Origin of the sequence: Vibrio satsumensis, from assembly GCF_050337435.1 — a bacterium.
GTDB classification, from domain to species: Bacteria; Pseudomonadota; Gammaproteobacteria; order Enterobacterales; family Vibrionaceae; genus Vibrio; species Vibrio satsumensis.
On record NZ_JAKJSX010000004.1, the window covers coordinates 225,673 to 247,892 of the forward strand.

The 22,220-nt window shown below is 42.1% G+C and carries 21 protein-coding genes; 6 read left to right on the top strand and 15 right to left on the bottom strand.

The window, feature by feature from the left end; genetic code table 11:
* Positions 1-12 precede the first annotated feature (12 nt).
* The 3 genes from L4C44_RS04020 to L4C44_RS04030 form a co-directional block, all read right to left on the bottom strand.
* On the bottom strand, positions 13-996 hold the full coding sequence (locus L4C44_RS04020) for an AAA family ATPase (RefSeq protein ID WP_004730485.1): 984 nt from the start codon (positions 994-996) through the stop codon (positions 13-15).
* A 128-nt stretch (positions 997-1,124) separates the two neighbouring features.
* Positions 1,125-3,521: a tetratricopeptide repeat protein gene (locus tag L4C44_RS04025; protein ID WP_428804430.1), complete on the bottom strand. Its 2,397-nt coding sequence runs from the start codon at positions 3,519-3,521 to the stop codon at positions 1,125-1,127.
* A gap of 225 nt (positions 3,522-3,746) precedes the next feature.
* Positions 3,747-5,294 (bottom strand): arylsulfatase, encoded by a 1,548-nt coding sequence (locus L4C44_RS04030; RefSeq protein WP_372385135.1) that lies wholly within the window; start codon positions 5,292-5,294, stop codon positions 3,747-3,749.
* Between the two features lie 346 nt (positions 5,295-5,640).
* On the opposite strand from L4C44_RS04030, the gene L4C44_RS04035 reads away from it, so the two are divergent.
* On the top strand, positions 5,641-7,203 hold the full coding sequence (locus L4C44_RS04035; protein ID WP_146490187.1) for an arylsulfatase: 1,563 nt from the start codon (positions 5,641-5,643) through the stop codon (positions 7,201-7,203).
* 301 nt (positions 7,204-7,504) lie between these two features.
* Positions 7,505-8,158, top strand: a complete 654-nt coding sequence (locus L4C44_RS04040) for a DUF2057 family protein (protein ID WP_285954584.1) — start codon at positions 7,505-7,507, stop codon at positions 8,156-8,158.
* Between the two features lie 88 nt (positions 8,159-8,246).
* Here the strand turns inward: L4C44_RS04040 and L4C44_RS04045 are convergent, their stop codons facing one another.
* The 4 genes from L4C44_RS04045 to L4C44_RS04060 form a co-directional block, all read right to left on the bottom strand.
* Positions 8,247-8,405: a hypothetical protein gene (locus L4C44_RS04045; protein ID WP_017070406.1), complete on the bottom strand. Its 159-nt coding sequence runs from the start codon at positions 8,403-8,405 to the stop codon at positions 8,247-8,249.
* Positions 8,406-8,589: 184 nt separating this feature from the next.
* Positions 8,590-9,306 (bottom strand): Crp/Fnr family transcriptional regulator, encoded by a 717-nt coding sequence (locus tag L4C44_RS04050; RefSeq protein ID WP_285954585.1) that lies wholly within the window; start codon positions 9,304-9,306, stop codon positions 8,590-8,592.
* Between the two features lie 285 nt (positions 9,307-9,591).
* A complete protein-coding gene (locus L4C44_RS04055; protein WP_372385138.1) occupies positions 9,592-10,089 on the bottom strand; it encodes a GNAT family N-acetyltransferase in 498 nt (165 codons plus the stop codon).
* Positions 10,090-10,253: 164 nt separating this feature from the next.
* The gene (locus L4C44_RS04060) at positions 10,254-11,237 is read right to left on the bottom strand and encodes a DUF2860 family protein (protein WP_371715169.1); all 984 of its coding nucleotides are present in this window, start codon (positions 11,235-11,237) and stop codon (positions 10,254-10,256) included.
* A 204-nt stretch (positions 11,238-11,441) separates the two neighbouring features.
* On the opposite strand from L4C44_RS04060, the gene L4C44_RS04065 reads away from it, so the two are divergent.
* Positions 11,442-11,939: a fasciclin domain-containing protein gene (locus tag L4C44_RS04065; RefSeq protein WP_146490182.1), complete on the top strand. Its 498-nt coding sequence runs from the start codon at positions 11,442-11,444 to the stop codon at positions 11,937-11,939.
* 126 nt (positions 11,940-12,065) lie between these two features.
* Here L4C44_RS04065 and L4C44_RS04070 read toward each other — a convergent pair whose 3' ends face one another.
* The 6 genes from L4C44_RS04070 to L4C44_RS04095 all read right to left on the bottom strand — a co-directional run bounded on the left by L4C44_RS04070 (position 12,066) and on the right by L4C44_RS04095 (position 15,822).
* Positions 12,066-12,362, bottom strand: a complete 297-nt coding sequence (locus L4C44_RS04070) for a hypothetical protein (RefSeq protein ID WP_017064710.1) — start codon at positions 12,360-12,362, stop codon at positions 12,066-12,068.
* A 107-nt stretch (positions 12,363-12,469) separates the two neighbouring features.
* Entirely contained in the window at positions 12,470-12,949 is a 480-nt protein-coding gene (locus tag L4C44_RS04075) for a GNAT family N-acetyltransferase (RefSeq protein ID WP_285954587.1), read from the bottom strand.
* A 104-nt stretch (positions 12,950-13,053) separates the two neighbouring features.
* Positions 13,054-13,368 (bottom strand): cupin domain-containing protein, encoded by a 315-nt coding sequence (locus L4C44_RS04080; RefSeq protein ID WP_428804431.1) that lies wholly within the window; start codon positions 13,366-13,368, stop codon positions 13,054-13,056.
* 61 nt (positions 13,369-13,429) lie between these two features.
* Positions 13,430-13,933 carry a YgjV family protein gene (locus L4C44_RS04085; protein WP_428804432.1) on the bottom strand — a complete coding sequence of 168 codons (504 nt, stop codon included), beginning with the start codon at positions 13,931-13,933 and terminating at the stop codon, positions 13,430-13,432.
* 141 nt (positions 13,934-14,074) lie between these two features.
* Positions 14,075-14,875, bottom strand: a complete 801-nt coding sequence (locus L4C44_RS04090; protein ID WP_146490178.1) for a PhzF family phenazine biosynthesis protein — start codon at positions 14,873-14,875, stop codon at positions 14,075-14,077.
* A 296-nt stretch (positions 14,876-15,171) separates the two neighbouring features.
* The gene (locus tag L4C44_RS04095; protein WP_061017223.1) at positions 15,172-15,822 is read right to left on the bottom strand and encodes a LysE family translocator; all 651 of its coding nucleotides are present in this window, start codon (positions 15,820-15,822) and stop codon (positions 15,172-15,174) included.
* 372 nt (positions 15,823-16,194) lie between these two features.
* Between L4C44_RS04095 and L4C44_RS04100 the strand changes: the two genes are divergently transcribed.
* Positions 16,195-17,226: an ABC transporter substrate-binding protein gene (locus tag L4C44_RS04100; RefSeq protein WP_239718958.1), complete on the top strand. Its 1,032-nt coding sequence runs from the start codon at positions 16,195-16,197 to the stop codon at positions 17,224-17,226.
* A 3-nt stretch (positions 17,227-17,229) separates the two neighbouring features.
* Positions 17,230-19,659, top strand: coding sequence for a putative bifunctional diguanylate cyclase/phosphodiesterase (locus tag L4C44_RS04105; RefSeq protein WP_146490176.1), 2,430 nt, complete (start codon positions 17,230-17,232; stop codon positions 19,657-19,659).
* A 221-nt stretch (positions 19,660-19,880) separates the two neighbouring features.
* Here L4C44_RS04105 and L4C44_RS04110 read toward each other — a convergent pair whose 3' ends face one another.
* Both L4C44_RS04110 and L4C44_RS04115 read right to left on the bottom strand, forming a co-directional pair.
* Positions 19,881-20,906: a diguanylate cyclase domain-containing protein gene (locus tag L4C44_RS04110; RefSeq protein ID WP_428804433.1), complete on the bottom strand. Its 1,026-nt coding sequence runs from the start codon at positions 20,904-20,906 to the stop codon at positions 19,881-19,883.
* 9 nt (positions 20,907-20,915) lie between these two features.
* Positions 20,916-21,371, bottom strand: a complete 456-nt coding sequence (locus tag L4C44_RS04115; RefSeq protein WP_239718955.1) for a putative pterin-binding protein — start codon at positions 21,369-21,371, stop codon at positions 20,916-20,918.
* Between the two features lie 433 nt (positions 21,372-21,804).
* Between L4C44_RS04115 and L4C44_RS04120 the strand changes: the two genes are divergently transcribed.
* Entirely contained in the window at positions 21,805-22,191 is a 387-nt protein-coding gene (locus tag L4C44_RS04120; protein ID WP_428804434.1) for a c-type cytochrome, read from the top strand.
* Positions 22,192-22,220 lie beyond the last annotated feature (29 nt).

Consider the following 22,220-nt stretch of genomic DNA (forward strand, 5'->3'; position numbering starts at 1 on the left):
GACGCCCCCTAGTTATCCGATCTCAACATTATCAAGCAGTTCTTCAACCACTCTTTGATGGTCAACACCATCGGCCAATGCATCGTAAGACAACGAGAATCGGTGGCCTAATACGGTTGGCAACATGGCACGCACATCATCTAACGTGACGTGGTCACGCCCTTGCAGCCACGCATAAGCGCGAGCACATTTATCCAATGAAATAGAAGCACGAGGACTTGAACCAATTTCAATCCATTTCGATAAGTCTGATTCTGGATAACGCTCAGGTTTTCGTGTAGCCATTACCAAAGCCACGATGTAGTTCTCAACTAAATCGGAAACGGCAATGTCTGGAAGTTGGCGGCGCGCTTCAAGTACCAATTCAGGTTCAATATGCTGTGGAGTGACTAATTCCGAACTCGTCTCGCTACCGAGTTCCTCACTGCGCACAAGTCGAATGATATCGCGTTCAGCTTCATCTTCTGGATAGTCGACCGTGACTTTCATAATAAAACGGTCCATTTGTGCTTCAGGCAGTGGATACGTACCTTCTTGCTCTACTGGGTTTTGCGTAGCGAGCACCATGAATAGATCTGGCAGAATATGAGTTTGACCACCCACCGTAATCGTCCCTTCCGCCATAGCTTCAAGCAGAGCCGCTTGTACCTTTGCAGGAGCACGGTTCACTTCATCGGCTAAAACAATACTGTTGAAAATAGGACCCGGTTGAAAGTGCAACTGAGGCTTTCCATCAAGCTCTTGATACACTTCTGTACCGGTTACATCTGATGGCAGCAGGTCAGGCGTAAACTGAATTCGACCAAAACTGGTGTTCAGTAGGTTCGCCAGCGATTTCACTGAACGAGTTTTCGCTGTACCGGGAAGTCCCTCTAAAAGCACATGCCCATTAGTCAATAACCCTATCACCAGAGCCCGAACGACGTGGCTCTGACCGATAACACTTTTCTCTGTCTGTTCAATCAGTTGGTTTATTGCTTGTTGCGCATGGTTCATAGGTCTTCCCTTAATTCAATCTGGCTGCGTACATCCTACTCACAAGCCCCATAACTATTAGTTATAAGCACCATAAATTATAAGCGCATAGCCACGTCAATTCTGGTGCTTTATTTCAGCCCAGCTTTCTACTTGCTAATCGCTTTCAATTGGTTAATCGCCTCCGGTGGCGCCACTTTGCTCAATGATGAAATACATTGTTCGAACGCTTTCGGTACACCGGGTTGTTGGTAATTACGCGCTAAGATTTCACACTGTGCATACAGGTGTTGTGGATTTCGGCTGAATTGGTACGCCTTGTGCAATGACTTACTTGCCGCAAGTACATCCGACTTCTCTAAAGCCAAACCGTACACATACCAATATTGCGGGTCGGTTTGTGCGGTTTCTGCCGCTTGTTTTAGGTAGTTGGTTGCTTTCTTGTAATCTTTGACTCGCAGCATTGATAACCCTGCACTGTATGGCAGCACACTCGATTTAGGTTGCGCTTGAATGCCTTGTTTCAATGTTGCTAATGCTTTTGGCTCGTCGCCCTGTGCACGATACAAATCAGCCAAGTTGGCGTAGCTGTTTTCGAAGTAAGGCTCAATTTCAATAGCGCCTTGATAAAACTTAATCGCTTTGTCGTGCTGACCTAAATCTCGGTAAACGTTACCTAAGTTCGTGCGGCCAAACCCTCTGTCAGCATTGAATTGTTGTATCTCAATGTACTCTTCTAATGCAGGCTTGATTTGGTCTTTCTGCAACGGATTCATTTCTCCCCAGTAACGTACTAGCGCGCCTGCGGTTTCTGAACGAATCGACAATACAGGGTCTTTCAGTAACGGTTCTAAAATCTGCCAACGGTCAGTGAATGGAAAACCAGACGAGCCTTGCACCACGCCCAAACGGATCATTTCATCGTCATGTTTCACCGCTCTTGCTAGCGAGATAAGCGTATTCTTACCCGTATTGCCGCCCAAACGTTCTAAGCTCGATGCACGAATGATATTGCTTAAGCTGGCGTCCTGAGCCGAGTATGCCAACGCATCCTCTGCACCTCTGTGCCCTATTGAGTCAGCATAAAAGGCAACGGCAAAATGCTGCTGATTACGATACTTAGAATCTGGGAACCACTCACCGATTTGCTTATCTGCCCACTGGTCGGTTTGATCTTCGTGACAGCTGGTACACACGTTTGGTGTTTTAATGTGTTGGCTAATATCAGGACGTGGGATGTGCCAACTGTGGTCGCGTCTTGGGTCGACCTCCATGTAAGTCGTCTCAGGCATGTGACAAGTCGTACATTGTGAAGCTTCGGTATTCGACTCGTGGAAGGTGTGCTTTTCAGGCGTGTACTCTGATGCAATGTGACATTGGCTACACACCGCTTCTTCGGCAATTTTCAGTTCTGCAGTATGTGGATCGTGACAGTTAGTACATGTGACCCCTTTTTCAGCCATCACTGATTGTAAGAAAGATCCGTAAACGTAATCTTCATCGTAGATTTGACCATCGTTATGGTAAAGCTCAGGGGTAATCAAGCTCAGGCGATACTTATCAAAGAATGACCCATTCACGTGGTCGCCTGTTTCATTCAACTGAGTACGTCGGCTGTGGCATTGAGCACAGGTTTGAACTTGATTGGTATGGACGATGTCTTTTGGTTGCAGGGTTGAGTTGCCCTCTTGGTAGACCCATTCTTTCACCGACTTCGACAAGTCGCGATCAAAGCCATAATGCGCCGAGACTTGAACATCCTTTACACCATTGGCTTTGGCTGACTTGTTTTGTGTTAACTGATCTTTAGCTAACTGGGCCTGCTCAACGTGCTCGCTTGCAGGCCCATGACAGGCTTCACAACCGACATTAATCTCGGACCAAGTGGTGTTGTAAGTATTACTTGCGCTGTCGTAATTCTTTTTTAGGTTTGTTGAATGGCAGTCTGCACACATGAAGTTCCAGTTCTGGCCACTGTTGGTCCAGTAAAACTCATCGGTGTTGGTGGTATCAGGGTAAAGGTGAAACCAGCGTTGGCCGCCTTCTCCCTCACCACGAGAATCCCAAGCAAAAGGAATCAACTGAACACGCCCGTCTTCAAACTCAACCATGTATTGTTGAAGAGGTTCAAAGGCAAAGGTATAGCTGATTTTGTAATCTTTGAATTGGCCGTCTGGCCCTTCGATGTTGACCCAAAACTCATCACCCTTTCGAAAAAAACGGTTAGGCTTTCCTTTATGAGTCACAGTTTGATTGTCGAAATTGCCCAACACAGAGTCGTCGTCGGCGTGCTTCATCGCCATATCATGATGAGAACCTTGCCATGCTTCCACTTCTGCGCTGTGACAGTCGATACAAGCTTCAGATCCAACATACGTTGCTTTAGAGTTGGCATGCGAAGCTTCTGATCCAACGGGTAAAGCCTGTTCATTGGCATGCGCATTGAAACTGAGCAGCGACAACATAGGTAAAGACAACATTGCGGATAATACTGCAACTCGCTGGTGTTTCAATCCGTTCACTAGCAAGCACAACCATGCAGACATAACATTCCTTGTTTTTATACATCCTTATGCTTAATAAGGTAGACGCAAAAACAACGAATTTACAATTATTTAGTGGCAGTGAGCTTGATTGTTGTGACTCATATTCACGACTGGTATTTACTCATCGATATGCGCATAAAAAAAGAGCTCCTAAGAGCTCTTTCGTGTTTTCAGTTTCATCAAGCTATCAGTTTCATCAAGCTGTCAGTTTCAATAAACCAAAGCTTACTTGTTATGGTTCTCTTGGAGTTTTTCCATAACCTGATCCAAGCTAAAGCTTGCTGCTTTTTGGCGTGGTGGGTATTCAGCAAATGTTTCTAAGAATTTGCCAACATACGCTTGAGCAGGAACAAACATATAAGCATGGTCTAACAACCAGTCGTAGTATGTGTTCGATGTGATATCTGCATTTTCGTATGGGTCCATACGCAGGTTAAACAGCTTAGGAAGACGTAACGTCACGAACGGTTCTGACCAAATCTGCATGGTACCCGTTGCACGTTGCTCCATGAACACCGCTTTCCATTGGTTGTAACGAAGCGCCGCTAAATCGCCATCATCGGTAAAGTAAAATATCTCTGAACGACGGCCTTTTTCTTCTTCACCCGTTAGGTAAGGAAGGAAGTTATAACCATCTAAGTGAACCTTAAACGTTTTATCACCAGCAGTATGGCCTTTAAGTAGTTTCTCTTTGATTTGGTCATCACCAGCAGCGGCAACGAAGGTTGGCATCCAGTCCATGTGGTGCATGATTTCATTGGATACTGTTCCTGGTTCAATCTTACCAGGCCAACGGACCATTGCTGGTACACGGTATGCGCCTTCCCAGTTGGTGTTTTTCTCACCACGGAACGGGGTTGTCCCCGCATCAGGCCAAGAGTTCATGTGTGGGCCATTATCCGTTGAGTAAAAAACAATCGTGTTGTCTTTGATTCCCAACTCATCCACTTGCTTCAATAGTTGCCCAACGTGTCGATCGTGCTCAACCATACCATCAGCGTAGTTACCGACACCAGTCACACCTTTACTGTCCGCTTTCACGTGCGTTCTGAAGTGCATACGTGTTGCGTTCCACCAAACGAAGAATGGCTTATCAGCTTTCACAGCGCGATCCATGAAATCGAGTGCGGCATCGAGTGTTTCTTCATCAACGGTTTCCATACGCTTACGTGTTAATGGGCCCGTATCTTCAATCTTGCCGTCAGCAAATGATTTGATAACACCACGCGGGCCGAATTTCTTACGAAACTCTGGGTCGGTTGGGTAATCTTCATTTTCAGGCTCTTCTTCAGCATTTAGGTGATAAAGGTTGCCAAAAAATTCGTCAAACCCGTGTGCTGTTGGAAGAAATTCATCTTTATCGCCAAGGTGGTTTTTACCAAATTGACCAGTCATGTAACCCATAGGTTTAAGCAGTTCAGCAATGGTTGCATCTTCTGCTTGAAGACCAATATCTGCACCTGGCAAGCCTACTTTACTTAAGCCTGTTCTCAGTACACTTTGACCTGTAATGAACGTAGAGCGACCTGCGGTACAAGATTGCTCTGCGTAGTAATCGGTAAACATCATGCCTTCTTTGGCGATGCTATCAATGTTCGGAGTTTGATACCCCATTAAGCCAAAGGTGTACGCACTGACATTAGATTGACCAATGTCGTCACCCCAAATGACGAGAATATTCGGTTTTTCTGCCGCGAATGTGGTGGTGGAAGCCGCCATCATCGCAGTACCCAAAATCGCTAATCGACGTTTGACGCCATATTTCGCTGTCATAGAAACCTCTTCGTTAGTTATTTGCATCCTGCCCTACAACGTATAGTCCATTTTTTGAACGATCGCGAGATTCACTAAACTATTAATCTATTTGTCATTTTTCTTCACAGCGACGCGCACAACTAGACGATGGAACTTACGTATATAAACATGATAAGGATCACACATGACGTTAGAGGGCAAAATGAGTAAACAGCACCAAAACTCTAAAAATCAAAAGGTTACAATAACCCCATAACAATTAGTTATAACCACTATAAAAAGACACGACCGATTTTAGAGATTAATGTTTGCCCAACGATGTGTTGCTCTAACGCATTAATCTTTAAAGTGAATCGGAGTCCTTATGGGTACTAAAATTAATAAACTAGCATTAGGTGTTGGCTTATTAGCAGCTTCTTCAGCGGCAACAGCAGCAGAAAAACCAAACATTCTTGCTATCTGGGGTGATGACATTGGTGTATTCAACATCAGTGCATACAACAACGGTATGATGGGTTATGAAACACCTAACATCGACCGTATTGCTAACGAAGGCGCACTATTTACTGACCACTACGGTCAGCAATCGTGTACTGCTGGTCGTGCTGCATTCCTAACGGGTCAAGAACCTTTCCGTACAGGTCTACTAACTATCGGTATGCCAGGCTCTGATCACGGTATCCCAGATTGGGCTCCAACTATCGCTGACCTTCTTAAAGAACAAGGCTACATGACTGCTCAGTTCGGTAAGAACCACATGGGTGACCAAGATAAACACCTTCCAACGAACCACGGTTTTGACCAGTTCTTCGGTAACCTATACCACCTGAATGCAGAAGAAGAGCCAGAGACATACTACTACCCTAAAGACCCTGAGTTCCGTAAGAACTTCGGACCTCGTGGTGTAATCAAGTCTACTGCTGACGGTAAGATTGAAGATACAGGTCCTATGACGCGTAAGCGTATGGAGCACGCGGATGAAGAGTTCCTAGAAGAATCTCTAGCCTTTATGGAAAAAGCAGTGAAAGCTGACAAACCATTCTTCATCTGGCACAACACAACACGTATGCACGTGTGGACTCGTCTACAAGAAAAATACCAAGGCGCATCAGGTATCAGCATTTACGCTGACGGCATGTTAGAGCACGATGACCAAGTAGGTATCCTTCTAGACAAGCTTGATGAGCTTAAAATCGCAGACAACACAATCGTAATCTACTCTACCGATAACGGTGCAGAGACAGTATCTTGGCCTGATGGTGGTGCTACTTACTTCCACGGTGAGAAAGGTACAACTTACGAAGGTGGTATGCGTGTTCCTCAGCTAGTTCGCTGGCCTGGCACTATCAAACCGGGAACTAAGATCAACGACATCATGGGTCACCAAGACTGGATTCCAACGCTACTAGCAGCTGCTGGTGATGATAAAGTGGTTGAGAAGCTAGCGTCTGACAAAGGTGCAACTTACAACGGTAAAAACTGGCGTGTACACCTAGATGGTTACAACTTCCTACCTTACTTCCAAGGTAAAGAAGAGAAAGGCCCTCGTGACAGCATGCTTTACTTCTCTGCTAACGCTGAACTAAATGCTGTACGTTGGAACGACTTCAAGATTTCATTCGCTGTTATGGATGGTAACATCGTTGATGCTGTGCGTTTCCAACCAAACTGGCCTCAAGTAGTTCACCTACGTGCTGACCCATTCGAAAAAGCACCACACGAATCTGGCATGTACCTACGTTGGATGGCAGACAACATGTGGCTATTCGTACCTGTAGGCGGCAAAGTGCAAGAGTTCATGAACACGCTACCTGACTACCCTATGCAGCAAAGCCAAGTGTTGAACCCTGGTAACTTCAACCAGAATGCTTACATGCTTCAAGGTAAACTTAAGCAACTAGAAGCGGCAGCAGCACAAGCTAAGTAATAACTAGCTAACGCTCCCCCTCCAAGTAAAGCCAAACAAAGCCGTGATAGCTCAAACGTTATCTCGGCTTTTTAGTATCCAATACAAAGAACATATAGGCGCTAACCGTCAACTAATACAATTCATACCAAAGCTATCCGCTCATTTTTCAAAAATATGAACTCACACTAGTCAATATGAACCTTGATATATGACTGTTGCGTTAAGATTTCGCAAATTTTTTCAAATCCTTATGACACGACTTGAATTGGAGTTCTTACCGTGCGATTGTAATTTAACTAACCATAACAACTGTATGATTATGAAGACAATCCAAAGCATTGCCCTACTTTCAACTATCGTTGCTGCACCAGCAGTATTAGCTGACGTTGAAATCAAAGTTCCATCAAGTGTTGATATTCTGGCAGTAAATGAAGCCAAGCCTGACCTAGATGGCAGCTTATTTTCATCTCATAAAACCCTCACCGTTCCAGACGGCCAAAACCAAATCGTATTCCAATATCAACTTGCTTTTGATAAAGGTAACGACCGCGAGTTTGTTGATAGCGATGCTATTATTGCAACCTTTAGCACGACAAACGCCGTATTAACGTTTGATATGCCTAAATACCGTAATACCGCTGAAGCGAAGAAAGGCTTTGAGAACCTAGATTGGAAATTAGTTGATGAGAACCAAAATACAATCAGTGTTAAGCAAGACAAGCTATTGAAAGATGGTATGCAGATTGGTCGTAAATTTCCTCAAGAAGCAAAGGAATACAACCAGAAAGGTGGTGTCGCTGCACTAACACTAGGAGCTAGTACAGGCACAGCTGCGACTGTAGTACAACCAGTCACTCTACCAGCAAAGATTGATGCGAATGCGGCGAATACTGCTGAAGAAATGCTGTATTTCTGGTACGAAAAAGCCGATGCTGAAACCAAGCAGAAATTCAAAGATTACGTGAACAAGTAGCTCAATGGTCTGAATTTAAAAATGAAAAAAGCTGGCACACTGCCAGCTTCTTTTTTGTCTTCATCTAGATGATTTAGGCTTATATTGATTAAGCCGACTCAGTCGATAACACTTTTCCATCTACTTTTGTTGGCCATCCTAGCGCTTTGTATTCTGCTGCCAGTAAGTGCGCACAGCGGCTAGAAACTCTTGTTTTAATCCAATCACCAAGCCCCAATACTTTATATTCCAATACAGCCATTTTCATAACAATTCTATTCCGCTTTATTTCAATTTATAAATCTAGCGAGGAAGTTATAGATATGGAAAAACAATGTATGTTCCCAAAAGAACACAGAAGCTAATTTTGTTGTGAAATACCCATTAAGTGTTGGTAAATTTAACAATAATGAGAGAAAAGTTCGACTCAGTTCGCTCTTGTTATACACATGTTAGGACTTAATCTCAGTGACAGGATTTCGTATCATCAAATTCATCGGTGAAATATGCTCATACAACCCCTCAACATCGGTTATAAAAACCTTCCCTCTTTGGATCTTCACTAAGCCCTGTTGCTCAATACCTTTAAGCACCTCATTCAATCTCGGTCTCGAGATCCCTGTAATAGTACTCAATTGAGTTTGTGAGATATTTATACTCACGGTCACACCTGCAATATTGGTTTGGCGTGCCGCAAGTTCCAACAAGACGTAAATGGTTTTCTGCTCTTTTTCATGAATCGAGGATAAGTAAGCCTGCATCCAAATAGATTGCGCTTTGGTTCCACAGTGAAGTAGCCATTTGTAAACCATGCACTTCCGCTCTGCGAGCTCTAATACCTTACTTTCAGGAAAAAGTACCATAGTGATAGGCTCGACTTCTTCTGCCACTGCAAAGAGGTTGTAGTCAGCATGTATAGACAAAGCACCCATCCAATCTCCCCTTCCAATAACACCACCAGATAAGCTTTTCATGTTTTCAGTTGAAAAGCAGATACCTGCTGAGCCCTTAAGAATATAGAAAACGCCCGGTAGGTTTTGAAATTTTTTCGTAATTTCTAGGCTATGTATGCCCGTCTTTAAAACAGCGATTTCGAGTAGGCTGTCTATAAAGTCTTGTGGTAAATCACATGGCCATTGTATTTGTTCACTGATTGTTGGTTCTAACAATAACTAGTTCCTCCTCCGATAGTCTTCATACAGCATTGACACGGTATTTCTCCGCGTTACTTAAATGTAGCTCATTACCAATACAACACTGTATTTCCCTCTAAAGAAAATCATAGTTCTTAGTATCTTAATTCATTTATCTAGCTTAAAAACCAATAAAAATGACCTACACTTGTTGATCCTTTAGGTGCTTCTAGCTTTAATTGGATACAAAGCCCTTATGCATACGGGCTTTGAGTAATAGCTATCTTATTGACTAATGTCGAATGAAACAGATTCTGCTCACTAATATTGATAATCAGGCCTAATTCTAGACATAAGTAACATATCGATGTACTTACCCGCTTTGAATGTACTCAGCCTTTTGGTGCCTTCTAACTGAAAGCCTGCGCGTTCGTACAGAGCAATAGCGGCGTGGTTATCTGCATGAACCTCTAACTCAAGTCGAACGAGGTTAAGCCAATTATCGGATTGATTAATAGCTTCTTGCATTAACGCTTGACCAACCCCTTTGCCGTGCATATCCGGGTTAATCGCTATCGCAAGGCCAGCACAATGTTTGTCTCTCACCTTGGTGGTCATAAATAAAGTAATATGGCCTACTGCTTTGCCAGACACTTCAGCAACTAAAGTGAAATGGTCTGAATGACCAAACAACCGCTCTACCTGATCAGAGCTAAGGAAAGGCTTTTGTGAAGTATTTTCTGATACTGATGGGTGTCGATAGATATCAAACATATCTTGGCTATCTGTCGTTTCAAGATGTCTTATTTGTATTTCCAAAGCGCTTCCTTATATATTATTTCTATCCATCATCTAATTTTTTATATTACGGACAGCAACGAACATCTACAACCCTTAATAGATGTAAGCTCCTAAAATATTTAAAAAAATAGAAAACCTGAGCCTAAGAGCCTGTTTGATTAATTTTATACGTAGTATGAACGTCAGAATTTATAGTCCACACCAACGCTTGTGAATACTTGTTCTGAATTATAAAAATCGATATTTGAATCAATAGATCTTAAGCCAAGTAACGTGACAAACGACCAATCTTTATAGCCCATCAAGCCACCAAACTCGTACGCTAAAAAGGCACCATATTCATTATCTTCGCGCGCTTTACCATAAATAGGGTTGGCTTCATCGTACTGACGATCACTTGCATCGAGCGTAACAACGAAACCATGACGGCCGATTCGCTTAGCGTAGTTTAATTCTATGCCATAGCTATCGAAGCTGAGTGCTCCCCCTTCTGCGTCTGAGTGGAAATACACCATTGAAGGAACAAATAGACCTGCTTGGTTTGGCAAGATAAAGCGGTACCCTGCTTTGGCGTATAAATAGGTTCTTTCTCTATCAAGCAGCACAGCTTCTTCCGGAGATAAGCCTTGGGTGCCCGATAACTCATCATCAACGTCAGATTCACCAATCGCGAAATCCGTTCGAAAGCCAGTACCGCCTATATTAGTCATTTGCAATCGCCCAACATTACCTTTTACATCGGTTTCGTTTCGATTGACGCCAACCGCATATGGGTCAGACCAAGCCTTACCTGAGATAAGGGTAGGAAGAACAGAAAAGTCTAATATGGTGCCTCCAGAAAGTTGGTATCTATAACCGATCTCAAACGCAATGGTACCTGTTGCAATATCCTCTCGCGTCGTACCCGCATACACTTGGTGAGTCAGCGATTCGCCAAAAGTATATTGAACAGTACCCAAAAAGCCGAGTAACCCTTGGTTTTCACTCTCCCCTTCCTGGGTGTTAGTTGCTTGATTCGAATCTTGTTCAGTACTCAAATTACTACTGTCAGAGTAGAAACCGGCCAATACACTGAAGTTACCGCTGAAACCTTCACTTGGAGCGAGACCACTGTATGCAGGCATTGAAGCCAATGCAGAAAAGACAACTGGTAAAACAAACCTCATATTCACATCCATTATTTGAATAATCATCAAGTAACTATAAGCATCAAAATAAAATTATAACAAGCATTTAACAATGTAAATTTATTCGCTTGGCGCGGTCGATATCGCTAACCATTCACTCAAAGACACAACAAATTGATCTATCACGATTGAGCTCTCGTAATACCTCTCGAAAATAACGGACACAACTCAAAGGAAGACAATATGTTTAATAAACTAATCAAAACCATGTCAGTGCTAGTTGCGACGCTTCTTTTTGCAGCTTTTGCTCACGCTGATCACCACGGAATGAAGAAAGATATCGTTGACGTAGCGGCTGAAAATGGCTCTTTCAATACCTTGGTAGCTGCAGCAAAGGCGGCAGGCTTAGTTGAAACATTGAAAGGTGATGGCCCGTTCACTGTGTTTGCGCCAACGGATGAAGCGTTCGCTGCACTACCTGAAGGAACGGTTGATATGCTGTTGAAGCCAGAAAACAAAGACAAGCTAATCGCAGTACTGACCTATCATGTGGTGCCAGGAAAAATAATGGCGTCTGAAGTGATGAAACTTGATAGTGCCGTAACAGTGCAAGGTGAAACGGTAATGGTAGGAATTGATCACGGCAATGTGATGATCAACAAAGCGCAGGTCGTGATGGCAGATGTTGAAGCGAGCAATGGTGTTATTCATGTTATTGACGCTGTATTACTGCCTAAATAACACAGACGAACACAAATCAAAGGTTCTTAGAGGTGTGACAGGTTCACACCCTTTTCATGTTTAAATACCAAGTTAAGATCGGTATCAAATTAGCCGAGCCTGCCTTTATATAAGTAAGAACCCGGATTACATAAACAAGCGCCCGAATATCAGAAAGGCCGCCATCGATACCACCTTTGTGAAAACCACCACCCATATGCAATCACCAATACTAGAGTGCGTCGCTTTCCCCAGTAGGAACACAAATAGAATCAACCCTAACACCCAGCCCACTGTCGGAATCAATGACACCAAAGCAACGATTACAGCAATAGTAAGAAGGGATTTAAAATCTGCGACCACGAATGACATTTTAGAGGCGATATACATACAACATGCGGTGATTAATGCGTCCATCACAAACGCTAAAGCTTCAATACCCACTTTTCTTCCTTCACTGATATTAGTTGAAGTGAATATTATCTCTAAAGTGATGATTTTTCTCGAAGAGGAGAACAAAAAATCAGGCAAAAACTGTAACAAAAATGAGATTACCGTTCCTCTGAAGGCACTACCTTCTCCATCACGTAATTGGTGAGTTTTACGCCACGCATTTCGACTTGCTGCTCATTAACGACTGCAAAACCAAGGTGCTCATAGAAAGGCCTAGCGGTAATACTCACCTCTGAAAAGTATCGAGAGAGACCACGAGCCCGACCAACCTCAAATACATGCTCCATTAAAGCTCTAGCGACGCCTTTGCCTTGATATTCATGATGACAGAAAAAGTGGTCAATCAGGCCATTGGGTTGCAGGTCAGTATAGCCAACAACGCAACCATCTAGCTCAGCCACAAAGGGTTGTAACCCATTCATACGCTTTTGCCATAACGCAAAGTCAAAGCTACTAGGTGCCCAAGCTTCGACTTGCTGTTGAGAATAATCTCGAACATTCACATTACGTACAGTATGAAAGAAGATCTCCCACAGTGCTTTGTCATCACTCGTTTGATAATTTCGAATTCTAACCACGACATACTCCTTTTTGTCCTAAGCCCTTTCAAAGGGGCAAATAAACAGCTGAATCAACAGGCTCTATAATCCAAACTCAACAACCTCAGCTTTCGATCAAGAGATCAACGATAAAACACAGCCAACCAGATCGTCACCATGTCTTTATCCGTACCAATGACCTTGTGCTTTTCTCGCGCAGTAATGTTGATGAAATCCCCTTTAGACAGGGTGACAACACGCCCATCTTCAAACTCGATGACACCTTGACCTTCAAGCACCATTACCCATTCATTCTCTTCTTGGTCATACCAACCCTCTTCTGGTGAGCTATGTCCATGCGACAATATCCTTTCGATTCGAACACTGTCGTTCGCAAGCAGGTCATTGAATATTTCATTGGGCATTGACGAAGGAACATCATTGTAAATGTTTGGCATCAAGCTCTCCTAGCTAGCATTGAATTGATTAACAACCTGGACTTGAACTGCACTGTAAAACCTAAGCAGCAGCACTATTTCTGAAATAAAAACGGTAATAGCCCACCAAGTTACTGCAGATAAACAGCGCCTCCATAAGAACCGCTGTTGGCGAGCCAACTAAGTAATTGTGAACCAACCAAAAACTGGTTCCGATGATCATCAATTCTCTTAATCTGCGGTCATCTTTGTTAAAGGCAGCAAAGGTTTGAAACACGGAAGCAAAGCAGCTCAATATGCTAGTCAGCCCTGAGTAAGTCACAACCGTTGCGATCACCGACATGGAACAGAACAAATATTTAAACTTAGACGATGTAGAAAATACACTCGTTAAATAACGGATTGTTGCAATGATCATTAAACTCGCCGCTGTCCATTGCTCGAGCAAAATAAAATGACTAGAGATAAGCACGCCAGCAAAGAATAGACAGGTTACAATTTTCTTCCTTTCTTTAAACTGAAAAGACAGAAGATCGAAACAGATAGCAATCGCGACGAGTATTTGAGAAAGATAAAAGGCTGACATTGTGATTCCTTCAATAATAACATTACACCCTAGCCGTTTTGCTCAACCATAAATGGCCTAAGAAAACTCACTTGGTTAGTCAAAAAAATACGGCAACAATGCTTTATAGATTCAACTGAGCTCTAAAGATTCAACAAAGCTCTAAAGCTTCAACACACCACTAATCACAGTAATAGCCGAACCAATCAGCTTGATTCGCCCGTTAGCTAATAACTCTGTCGACATATAACCACCACGACGAGACGCCTGATAAGCACTGAAGCAGCTTTTGTTTAGCTTTTCAGCCCAGTGCTGCGTCAATGCACAATGTGCCGAGCCAGTCACAGGATCTTCATTAACCCCAACCCAGGGTGCAAAGTAGCGAGAAACAAAATCAAGCTCCGCATTTGATGATAGCGCTGTCACCACAACACCTCGTCCTTGAATGCCTTTTAAAGCATCAAAGTTCGGTGAAAGCTCCAATAGCACTTGTTCGTTGGAAACTTCAATTAACTGCTTAGACTCAAACTCTCTGAATGAAACGACTTGATGCGGCTCTAAGCCAAGATATTCAAGTAACGTGAGGTTGGGTTCGGAACACAATGATAACTGAGTACTTGGGAAATCAAGCTCAATAGACGATTCACAAACTGCGGCTGATAACTCCCCTGATAATGTGTTGAACACAACTCTATCACCTGGATTGATCAGCCCTTGTTCTTTCATTACATGAACAGTTGCCAGTGTACCATGCCCACATAACTTCACTTCTACTTCGGGAGTGAACCATTTAAGCGTCATGGTGCTAAGCGAAAGAAAAGCCGTTTCGGATACCGCCATCTCTTCAGCGATTGAAAACATTAGCGACTCATCCAATGGCTCTTTGGAGATGCAGACCCCAGCAGGGTTCCCTTTAAACGCTTGAGTTGTAAACGAATCTACTTGATATATCTCTAAACTCACAATACTGCCTAGCTCTGGTATTGATTAAATATTGCTGACTACAATAAGCACAAACACTCTGTGCTACAAGTGTTTAACAGCAACTTTACTATTGCTTATTCAATAAGTATGGATTGATAAACTGGGCGTTATCAAAAGAGTTTACGAGTTCAACAGAACGTTGAGTATATGGCTTAAACCAAAGATAAGGCTTGGTAATCCCTAATTAGGGAACAAATAAGCGCACGTTCGCGGCACACCGACATCATATTGAGCTACGAACGTAAGCTTATGGAGTAATTACGATTCAATTAAATCTAATGGCGTACTAGAGCAGATTTCACAATAGTCAAGCCAAGTAGGCCTAGCATGACACCAGTCACTTTATCAATGTAGTAAGCGACACGCGTAAATTCTCGGCGGACTTTAGGTGCAGATAAAAGGAATATAATCGCGGCATCCCACACAAACACAACCACTGTCATCCAAATACCTAACCCCAATTTGAACATGAAACCCACCTCATTATTCAGTACAACCGTGAATAAGCTCAAGTAGAACAAAAGATTTTTAGGATTAAGGATTCCAGATAGAAAACCCGTGACGAATTCTTTAAGAAAAGTCGTTTGATTGGAGGTACTTTCTTCAGCAACATCAATATTGCTGTAATTACATTTTTTGGCTCTTATCGCTTGAACAGCAAGATAAACGAGAAATACTCCACCAATAATCTTCAATGCAATCATAACAGAAACGGATGCCGCCAAAATCGAGCCGACACCAACTAGGCATAAAGCAATATAAACAGCATTTGCACTGGCAATACCGCATGCAACACCTAACGCCTTTCTTCCCTTATTTCGAACAGCACTCTTCACCACAATCACAAAATCTGGCCCGGGACTTAACAACGCCAAAAAGTGGGCAATCGCCACGGTAACAAATACACCAACTAAACCTGCATCCATAAACTAACTTCCTTGTAGCTCAATTAATGCTTTACTATTGCATAATTAACGAAAAAGCACTCGGTCAATTGCATATTTATTTGCCCATTTTCAAATAATTAGACAGACTACGCGTTTTCATCAATCCAAATCAGAAGTCTATGGCCTCATGTAAGCGCTTTTTCAGCTTTTCGTTCACTAAAGCGTAATATCACCATGATTTAACTTAATTATCTTGTAACCAAAGCTAGTTTATAGTTCTAACTGGATCGCAGGAATTGGGTATCTGCATGCAATGCATAAAGTTGAAGTGAAATTAGAGAGATAAATTTGAACTATGTCGCAAATTTTGGTCTACGATTGAGTTAGGTAAAGTAGGAAAGGAATCCGCCAGTGAAATCACTTTATGCTTCAGTTCTTGTGTCATCATCCATTTTGACTGGCACGGCATTTGGCCAACAGAATGACATATATCTCTACAATTGGGACGAATTTCTCTCTGACAGCGTCGTGACCCAATTAAGTGACACATACGGCATTTCTTTGAAACAACAGTTTTTTTCTGACGAATCGATCAGAGATGAAGTGCTATTAAGCGAACGTCGGGGCGCATTTGAGCTGGTGATTATAGAAAGCGTAAAGCTCAAGGCACTAGCCCAACAGAATCTATTTCATAACCTTCATGAACTACAACAATCCATTGCTGGCAACATCGATTCAAGGTGGGTTGAAGGATGTGGAGAGCATGGTATCCCCTATGCTTGGGGGACAGCGGGAATCTTATATCGAAGTGACAAAGTAAGCACTCCCACCTCTTGGAAAGCTATTCTCGAACCAGACGCGAACAGCCGTGGTCGCATAAGTATGTATTACGAACCAACCGATTTGGTGAGTACCGCATTGTTAGCAAATGAATTTGAGCCATTCACTAATAACGAGCAAGAACTTCGCGTAGCTTACAAAACCCTGCAAGCTCAAAAGCCTCATATTGAAAGCAGTGAGTACGTCATTGACTATATCCACCAACCTGAACGTCTCGCTGAGATCAACCTCGCCTACGGCTACTCAGGCGATAGCTATGTACTGAACGATGCGGAACCTAATGCTTCTTGGGCTTATATTGTCCCTAACGAAGGTACTACGTTATGGTTGGAATGTATTGCTGCAATTAACAACGGTGAGCTATCTCCACAAGCGACCACGATTCTATTATTCTTATCTCAACCCGAGATCGCCGCTCAAAACGCGATGGACTCCTGGTTTGCAACTCCAAGCTCGAAAGCAAAAGTACTGACCACTCAAGAGTATCAAAACGATCCGGAGCTATTCCCTAGCAAAGAGGTATTAGAACGCAGCTATCTATATGAGCAACTCGAGCCCAATAGTATTCAAATCCGTAACCGTATTGTCGACAGTTTGAGATAATCAATGCCATTATTGAAGAAGCTCTATTTTGTACTCATTCCTACGTTATTGTTCGTATTTGCAATAGGCGGAGTGGTTACCTATAACTTAGCCTCTAACCACACTAAACACCTGTATTTAGACGAAGTACAATCCGATGTAAATACCGCCCTAGTTGCGGCTGAGTACGAACAACTCGGCTTGTCTTTACTAGTAAAAGATATTGGTTCATCCTTACAGTTCTTACGATATATTCAAAACCCCGGAGACTACACCACCTTATCCCTATTGGAAAAAAGAGTACTTCGAGTCTTAAACCAAAGTCACGTAAATCAATTTGGTCAACGTAATATCTATATTGTTGATCCTAAATTCCAATTAACGCTATCTACTTTACGAGTTGACCCTTTTGAAGGCCTAAAAATCCCCGATAATATCTACGAGAAAGTTTTCGATATCTATACATCTTTGATCAATAAGAATGAACTCTCCCACGAAGGCTTTTCTTATATCTCTGTGAGTGGTGAACTCAGATACGCTTATGTTGCTGCAATAGACCCTTATTTACTCCCCCAGGACAAACGCGCAAAAATGAGTTTGAATCGATATATATTGATTGCAGATGGCCCATTAAAACAACTCTCTAATTTACTCACCAAATATAACGATGATGACAATACGCAACTTCTAATTGAACCATCATCAAATACCGAGCATATTGACAACACGCAATTCGTTATTAAATCCTTTAAACAAACTAAAGACAGCATCAACGTTGAGATGAATAGTCGACATTTTCTCGCTCAAATTAATATTCGTGAAAAGAAATTCAATCCAGAAAAATCCCTCATCGCTCAGGAGACCTTGCTTGGTGGCTTAACGATATTATTCATTATTATGCTCATCGTACACATGGTCGTACGCTACCAATTAGTCCGTCCACTCAAAGACTTGTTACACGAAATCTCCATTGGTGGACTCAAACTTAGATACTTTAAACGCTCATCCGGACAAAGTGAAATTGACGGACTCAAGAACGCCTATATTGATTCATTGACGGAATTGAAATTCGAAGCCGAATTTGATCAATTAACCAAGTTAGCCAATAGGCGCTCGTTCATTCGACATCTTGATGTTCGTTTAAAAAGCTCTATGAGCCCACACTGTTACCTAGTATGTTGGGACATTATCGACTTCCGTAAAATCAATGATTTATATGGCGCAAAAGTCGGTGATAACGTCTTGGTAAGTCTAGCTAGAACATTGAGAGAAACGTTGCAAAACCAACAATCCTCTTTCGGCTTTAGTTGCAGTGACTATTCTTTAGCAAGGCTGGGAGGAAACCAGTTCATCGCCATCTTAGAAATAGGCGGGCATCAATCAATAAATGAAGAGATTGAGAACATTAACAACACCCTCACGGGTACGGCTTTCCTCGATTACTATGGTTTCAGGCTCTCGATTGCAACGGGTGTTCTCCCCGTAGATACCCCGAAATTTGAAGAGATATGGCACCGATGTATCGATGAGATGTTGATTAATGCTAAGGATCATAGTGACGGCGAGAGCCGAATTGTTTATGGCGAAGAGTTGCTTCACTCACTTGAAAGGCATGATGTTATCGAGAAAAGGCTATTGGAGTGCTGTGAGAGTGACAACTTTGAACTTCGTTTTATGCCTATCTTCAATGCTCAAACACTGCATATCGACGGCGCGGAATGTCTGATTCGTTGCCCTGCTCTTTTTGATATCAAAGCAGGGCCAGATGAGTTCATTCCAGTCGCGGAGAAGAGCAATTTAATCTCCAAACTCGACATGTGGGTCATCAGCACCGCAATCAAGAGCTATAAAGAGCTCTCAGAGATTCACAACTACAAAGGTACATTATCCATAAACATATCAGCGATGGAGCTCTATAATCGCAACTTTGCCGACAACATTCGTAAGGTACTCGAGCGTTATAAAGTTCCGCCTGGCAACATCATCATTGAAATTACTGAAACCAGCTATGTAAAAAGCACCAAATTGACCGTACAGACAATCGAGAGCATTAGAAGCTTGGGTTTAAAAGTTTCCCTCGACGACTTCGGTACGGGTTACACAGCATTTAACCAGCTTCTTCATTATCCTGTCGATGAGCTTAAAATTGACAAGAGCTTTATCGACAATATCGCCACCGACAAAGCTGACCGTAAGATGGTCGAATCCATGGTTAACTTGGGCCACTCTTGTGACACCTTAGTTGTTGGGGAAGGAGTCGAATCTATCGAGCAATATCATCACCTTCGAAAAGCCAACTGCGATCTAATACAGGGTTATTATTTCAGCCAACCATTAACTTACATTGAGTTTATCGAATTTGTTCGTGACCATAATCCACAAACAATTCTAGATCAGCAAGATATTTTAAAATCGGTCCCTAACAAAAGGATCATAGCGCTGAACCAAAAATAATTGTTAATCTATTTTTAACCTGAGCTACCACCAGAAATCAAGCGCAGTAATAAACATTAGGTGTATTGGGATTAACGTTTATTAAACAGACATAAGTTTCATCCGAAGCGAATAAAATACGTTCAGATAAGGATTGTTATGTAAGGCTGTACACCTAGTCAAAGGTAGAGACATCGATATTAATGAGGAGTAAGAAATTAGAACTAAGCTTTTAAACAATCTTATCCCTTGATGGTAGTCAATAACTCCATCATGTCTTTAGAGCTTATGTTTTTCTTATGCCTTACTACAGCGTCAATCATCAACTCTAAATTTCCCGCTGATATGTAATCACTAAGCACATCATTGAACCTTTCCTGAATTTCATCACTCGCATACAAATGGTCAGGAATAAAAAATAAGAATTGGCTTCCGCTACTGCGAAATGAAATAGTGCTTTCCGGTATCTTAGCGGTCAAAGACTTAGCTGCCGAACTCACGACAAGGTCGCCATATTCAAGTCCATATTTTTGATTGATTTCGCTAAGATTTCTGATTCGGACAAAATAAAGATCAAAGTTGTTATCCTTTGAGTAGCTATTCTTCACAAATTTCATCAATGAGATTCGATTACGAAACCCTGTAATAAAATCCGTAGAATAGAGTTTTCTTTTGATAGAGAAATCCACATAGAAAATAATTCCTGTAATCAACAAGATGGCAACTAGAAACACGCTACTGATTAGATGGACGATAACTAATTTATCAACCATTGAAGTATTTTCTTCAATCACAGGGCTTTGTAATCGAAACTTGTCGTTAATAAAACCAACGAGTGTGTGGTAACAAATATCGACCTTTTTCTGTAAAGAACCCTTCGGTAGCACTCCTCGTTCAACCAATTCAATTGAAGCTTCCAAACTCTTAAATTTCTCAAACTCCGCAGTAAAATAAGGCTTAAAGTTTGCTGACTTAATAAAATTAGAAGACTCGGCACTGTTAATTAATATATCAAAACGGCTCCACGTAATATCGTATGCTAGCCATAACTCTTCATAATCAATGTTTTCAGAACGGCTCACCATCAAAAAGTTGGCATATTCCTTTACTAACTGGAAAACAAACCAGGTGGCTTCATTTTGTCGAGTCGAAAAGCTTTTGTTGATGTCGTTAATGCGAGTGACACTGTAAATATTAACGGTGAGTACCACCGCAGCCAAAGATAACACGACGACTTTAATGGCAGTCAATGACAACAGCTTTTTCATACTAAGCCCTTATAAGTGAATATCGCGTATCTGCCAGATCATCTTGGCATGGAAGTCTGTGTTATCAATATCAGGCGTCGAAGAAAGAGGATATATCAACCAATAAGGACCTTTGTCTCTAACCGACATGAATTTTCCATTTTGTTTTATCGCAATGATTGGCTGATAATCATAAAAATCTTCTTTAGGCACCGCGATTTTATAGTCGTTTAACGCCACGAAAGTTACCTGAGATGTAATAGGTAAATCCATTGTTTCAAGCACTGTTTGCAGAGTTACACCGCTATAAACCAACTCTCCATCAACCCAAGGTAATGATGTAACAATCTCTTGTTGGGGAAGTTGTAACAGTTGTTCTCGGCTTAACTGGTGCTTTTGACCTAGATGGTCAAATACAGTGAGTTGCGATGCAGCGAAAATAGAAAATGAACACAATGAAAGTACAAACAACAGTGCAGTTCTCATTTTAAACTCCGTTTTAAAAAGGTCACTAACCTGAGTTTAGTCCATATTGGCCATTTAACTTGCTTAGACATTGCCTTATTTTTGATTCGTACAACTCAACCCTGACTAAATAACATTTCACCTTATAATCCTGCGCGAACACAACCTTTACTCCTTCCCAGATAATCATTCGGTCACGTTTATCTAGTAGAAATCTCTGCTTTTTAAACACCTTGAGTAATCCAATCCAGCCACTGAATACGTAATGGCCAATAAAGTTGACAATAAAAATGAGTCTGCGAGTAGCGAGAATGCTAGTTGCTGCATAACCTTTAATCGAACGTAAGCAGCTTTAAGAGACTTAATAACGGGTTCCAGTCGTTTCTACTCCACCAGTTGATCTCGTGCGTTGATCTTAAAAAGCTTACTCATTTCATAATCAAGGGAATCGAGAATGAGTTTGAATATAAAAAAATTTAACCCCATGGCGACACTTTCTACCCTAGCAATGACGTTGGTCATGTTTCCTGTTTCTGCTGAAGTTAACAAAGAGCAATTCGAATTAGGTAAACAAAAAGCCAAAGTGTGTATGACCTGTCATGGCGTTGATGGCATTTCAACACAAGATCCCTACCCGAACCTACGCGGTCAAAAAGTGGGATATCTGATCTCTTCACTGAAAGATTATCAGACACGCGAAAGAACCAGTGGCTTAGCGATTCTCATGCAGCAACAAGCCGACACGCTTTCAGACCAAGATATCCGTGATATTTCCTATTTCTATTCAGTGCTGGGTAATGATTCAAGCTCGCTCGGCGATTCAAATGAAGTCAACGAATAAAATTAAGTCAGCGGTTCAAAACCTCTAGG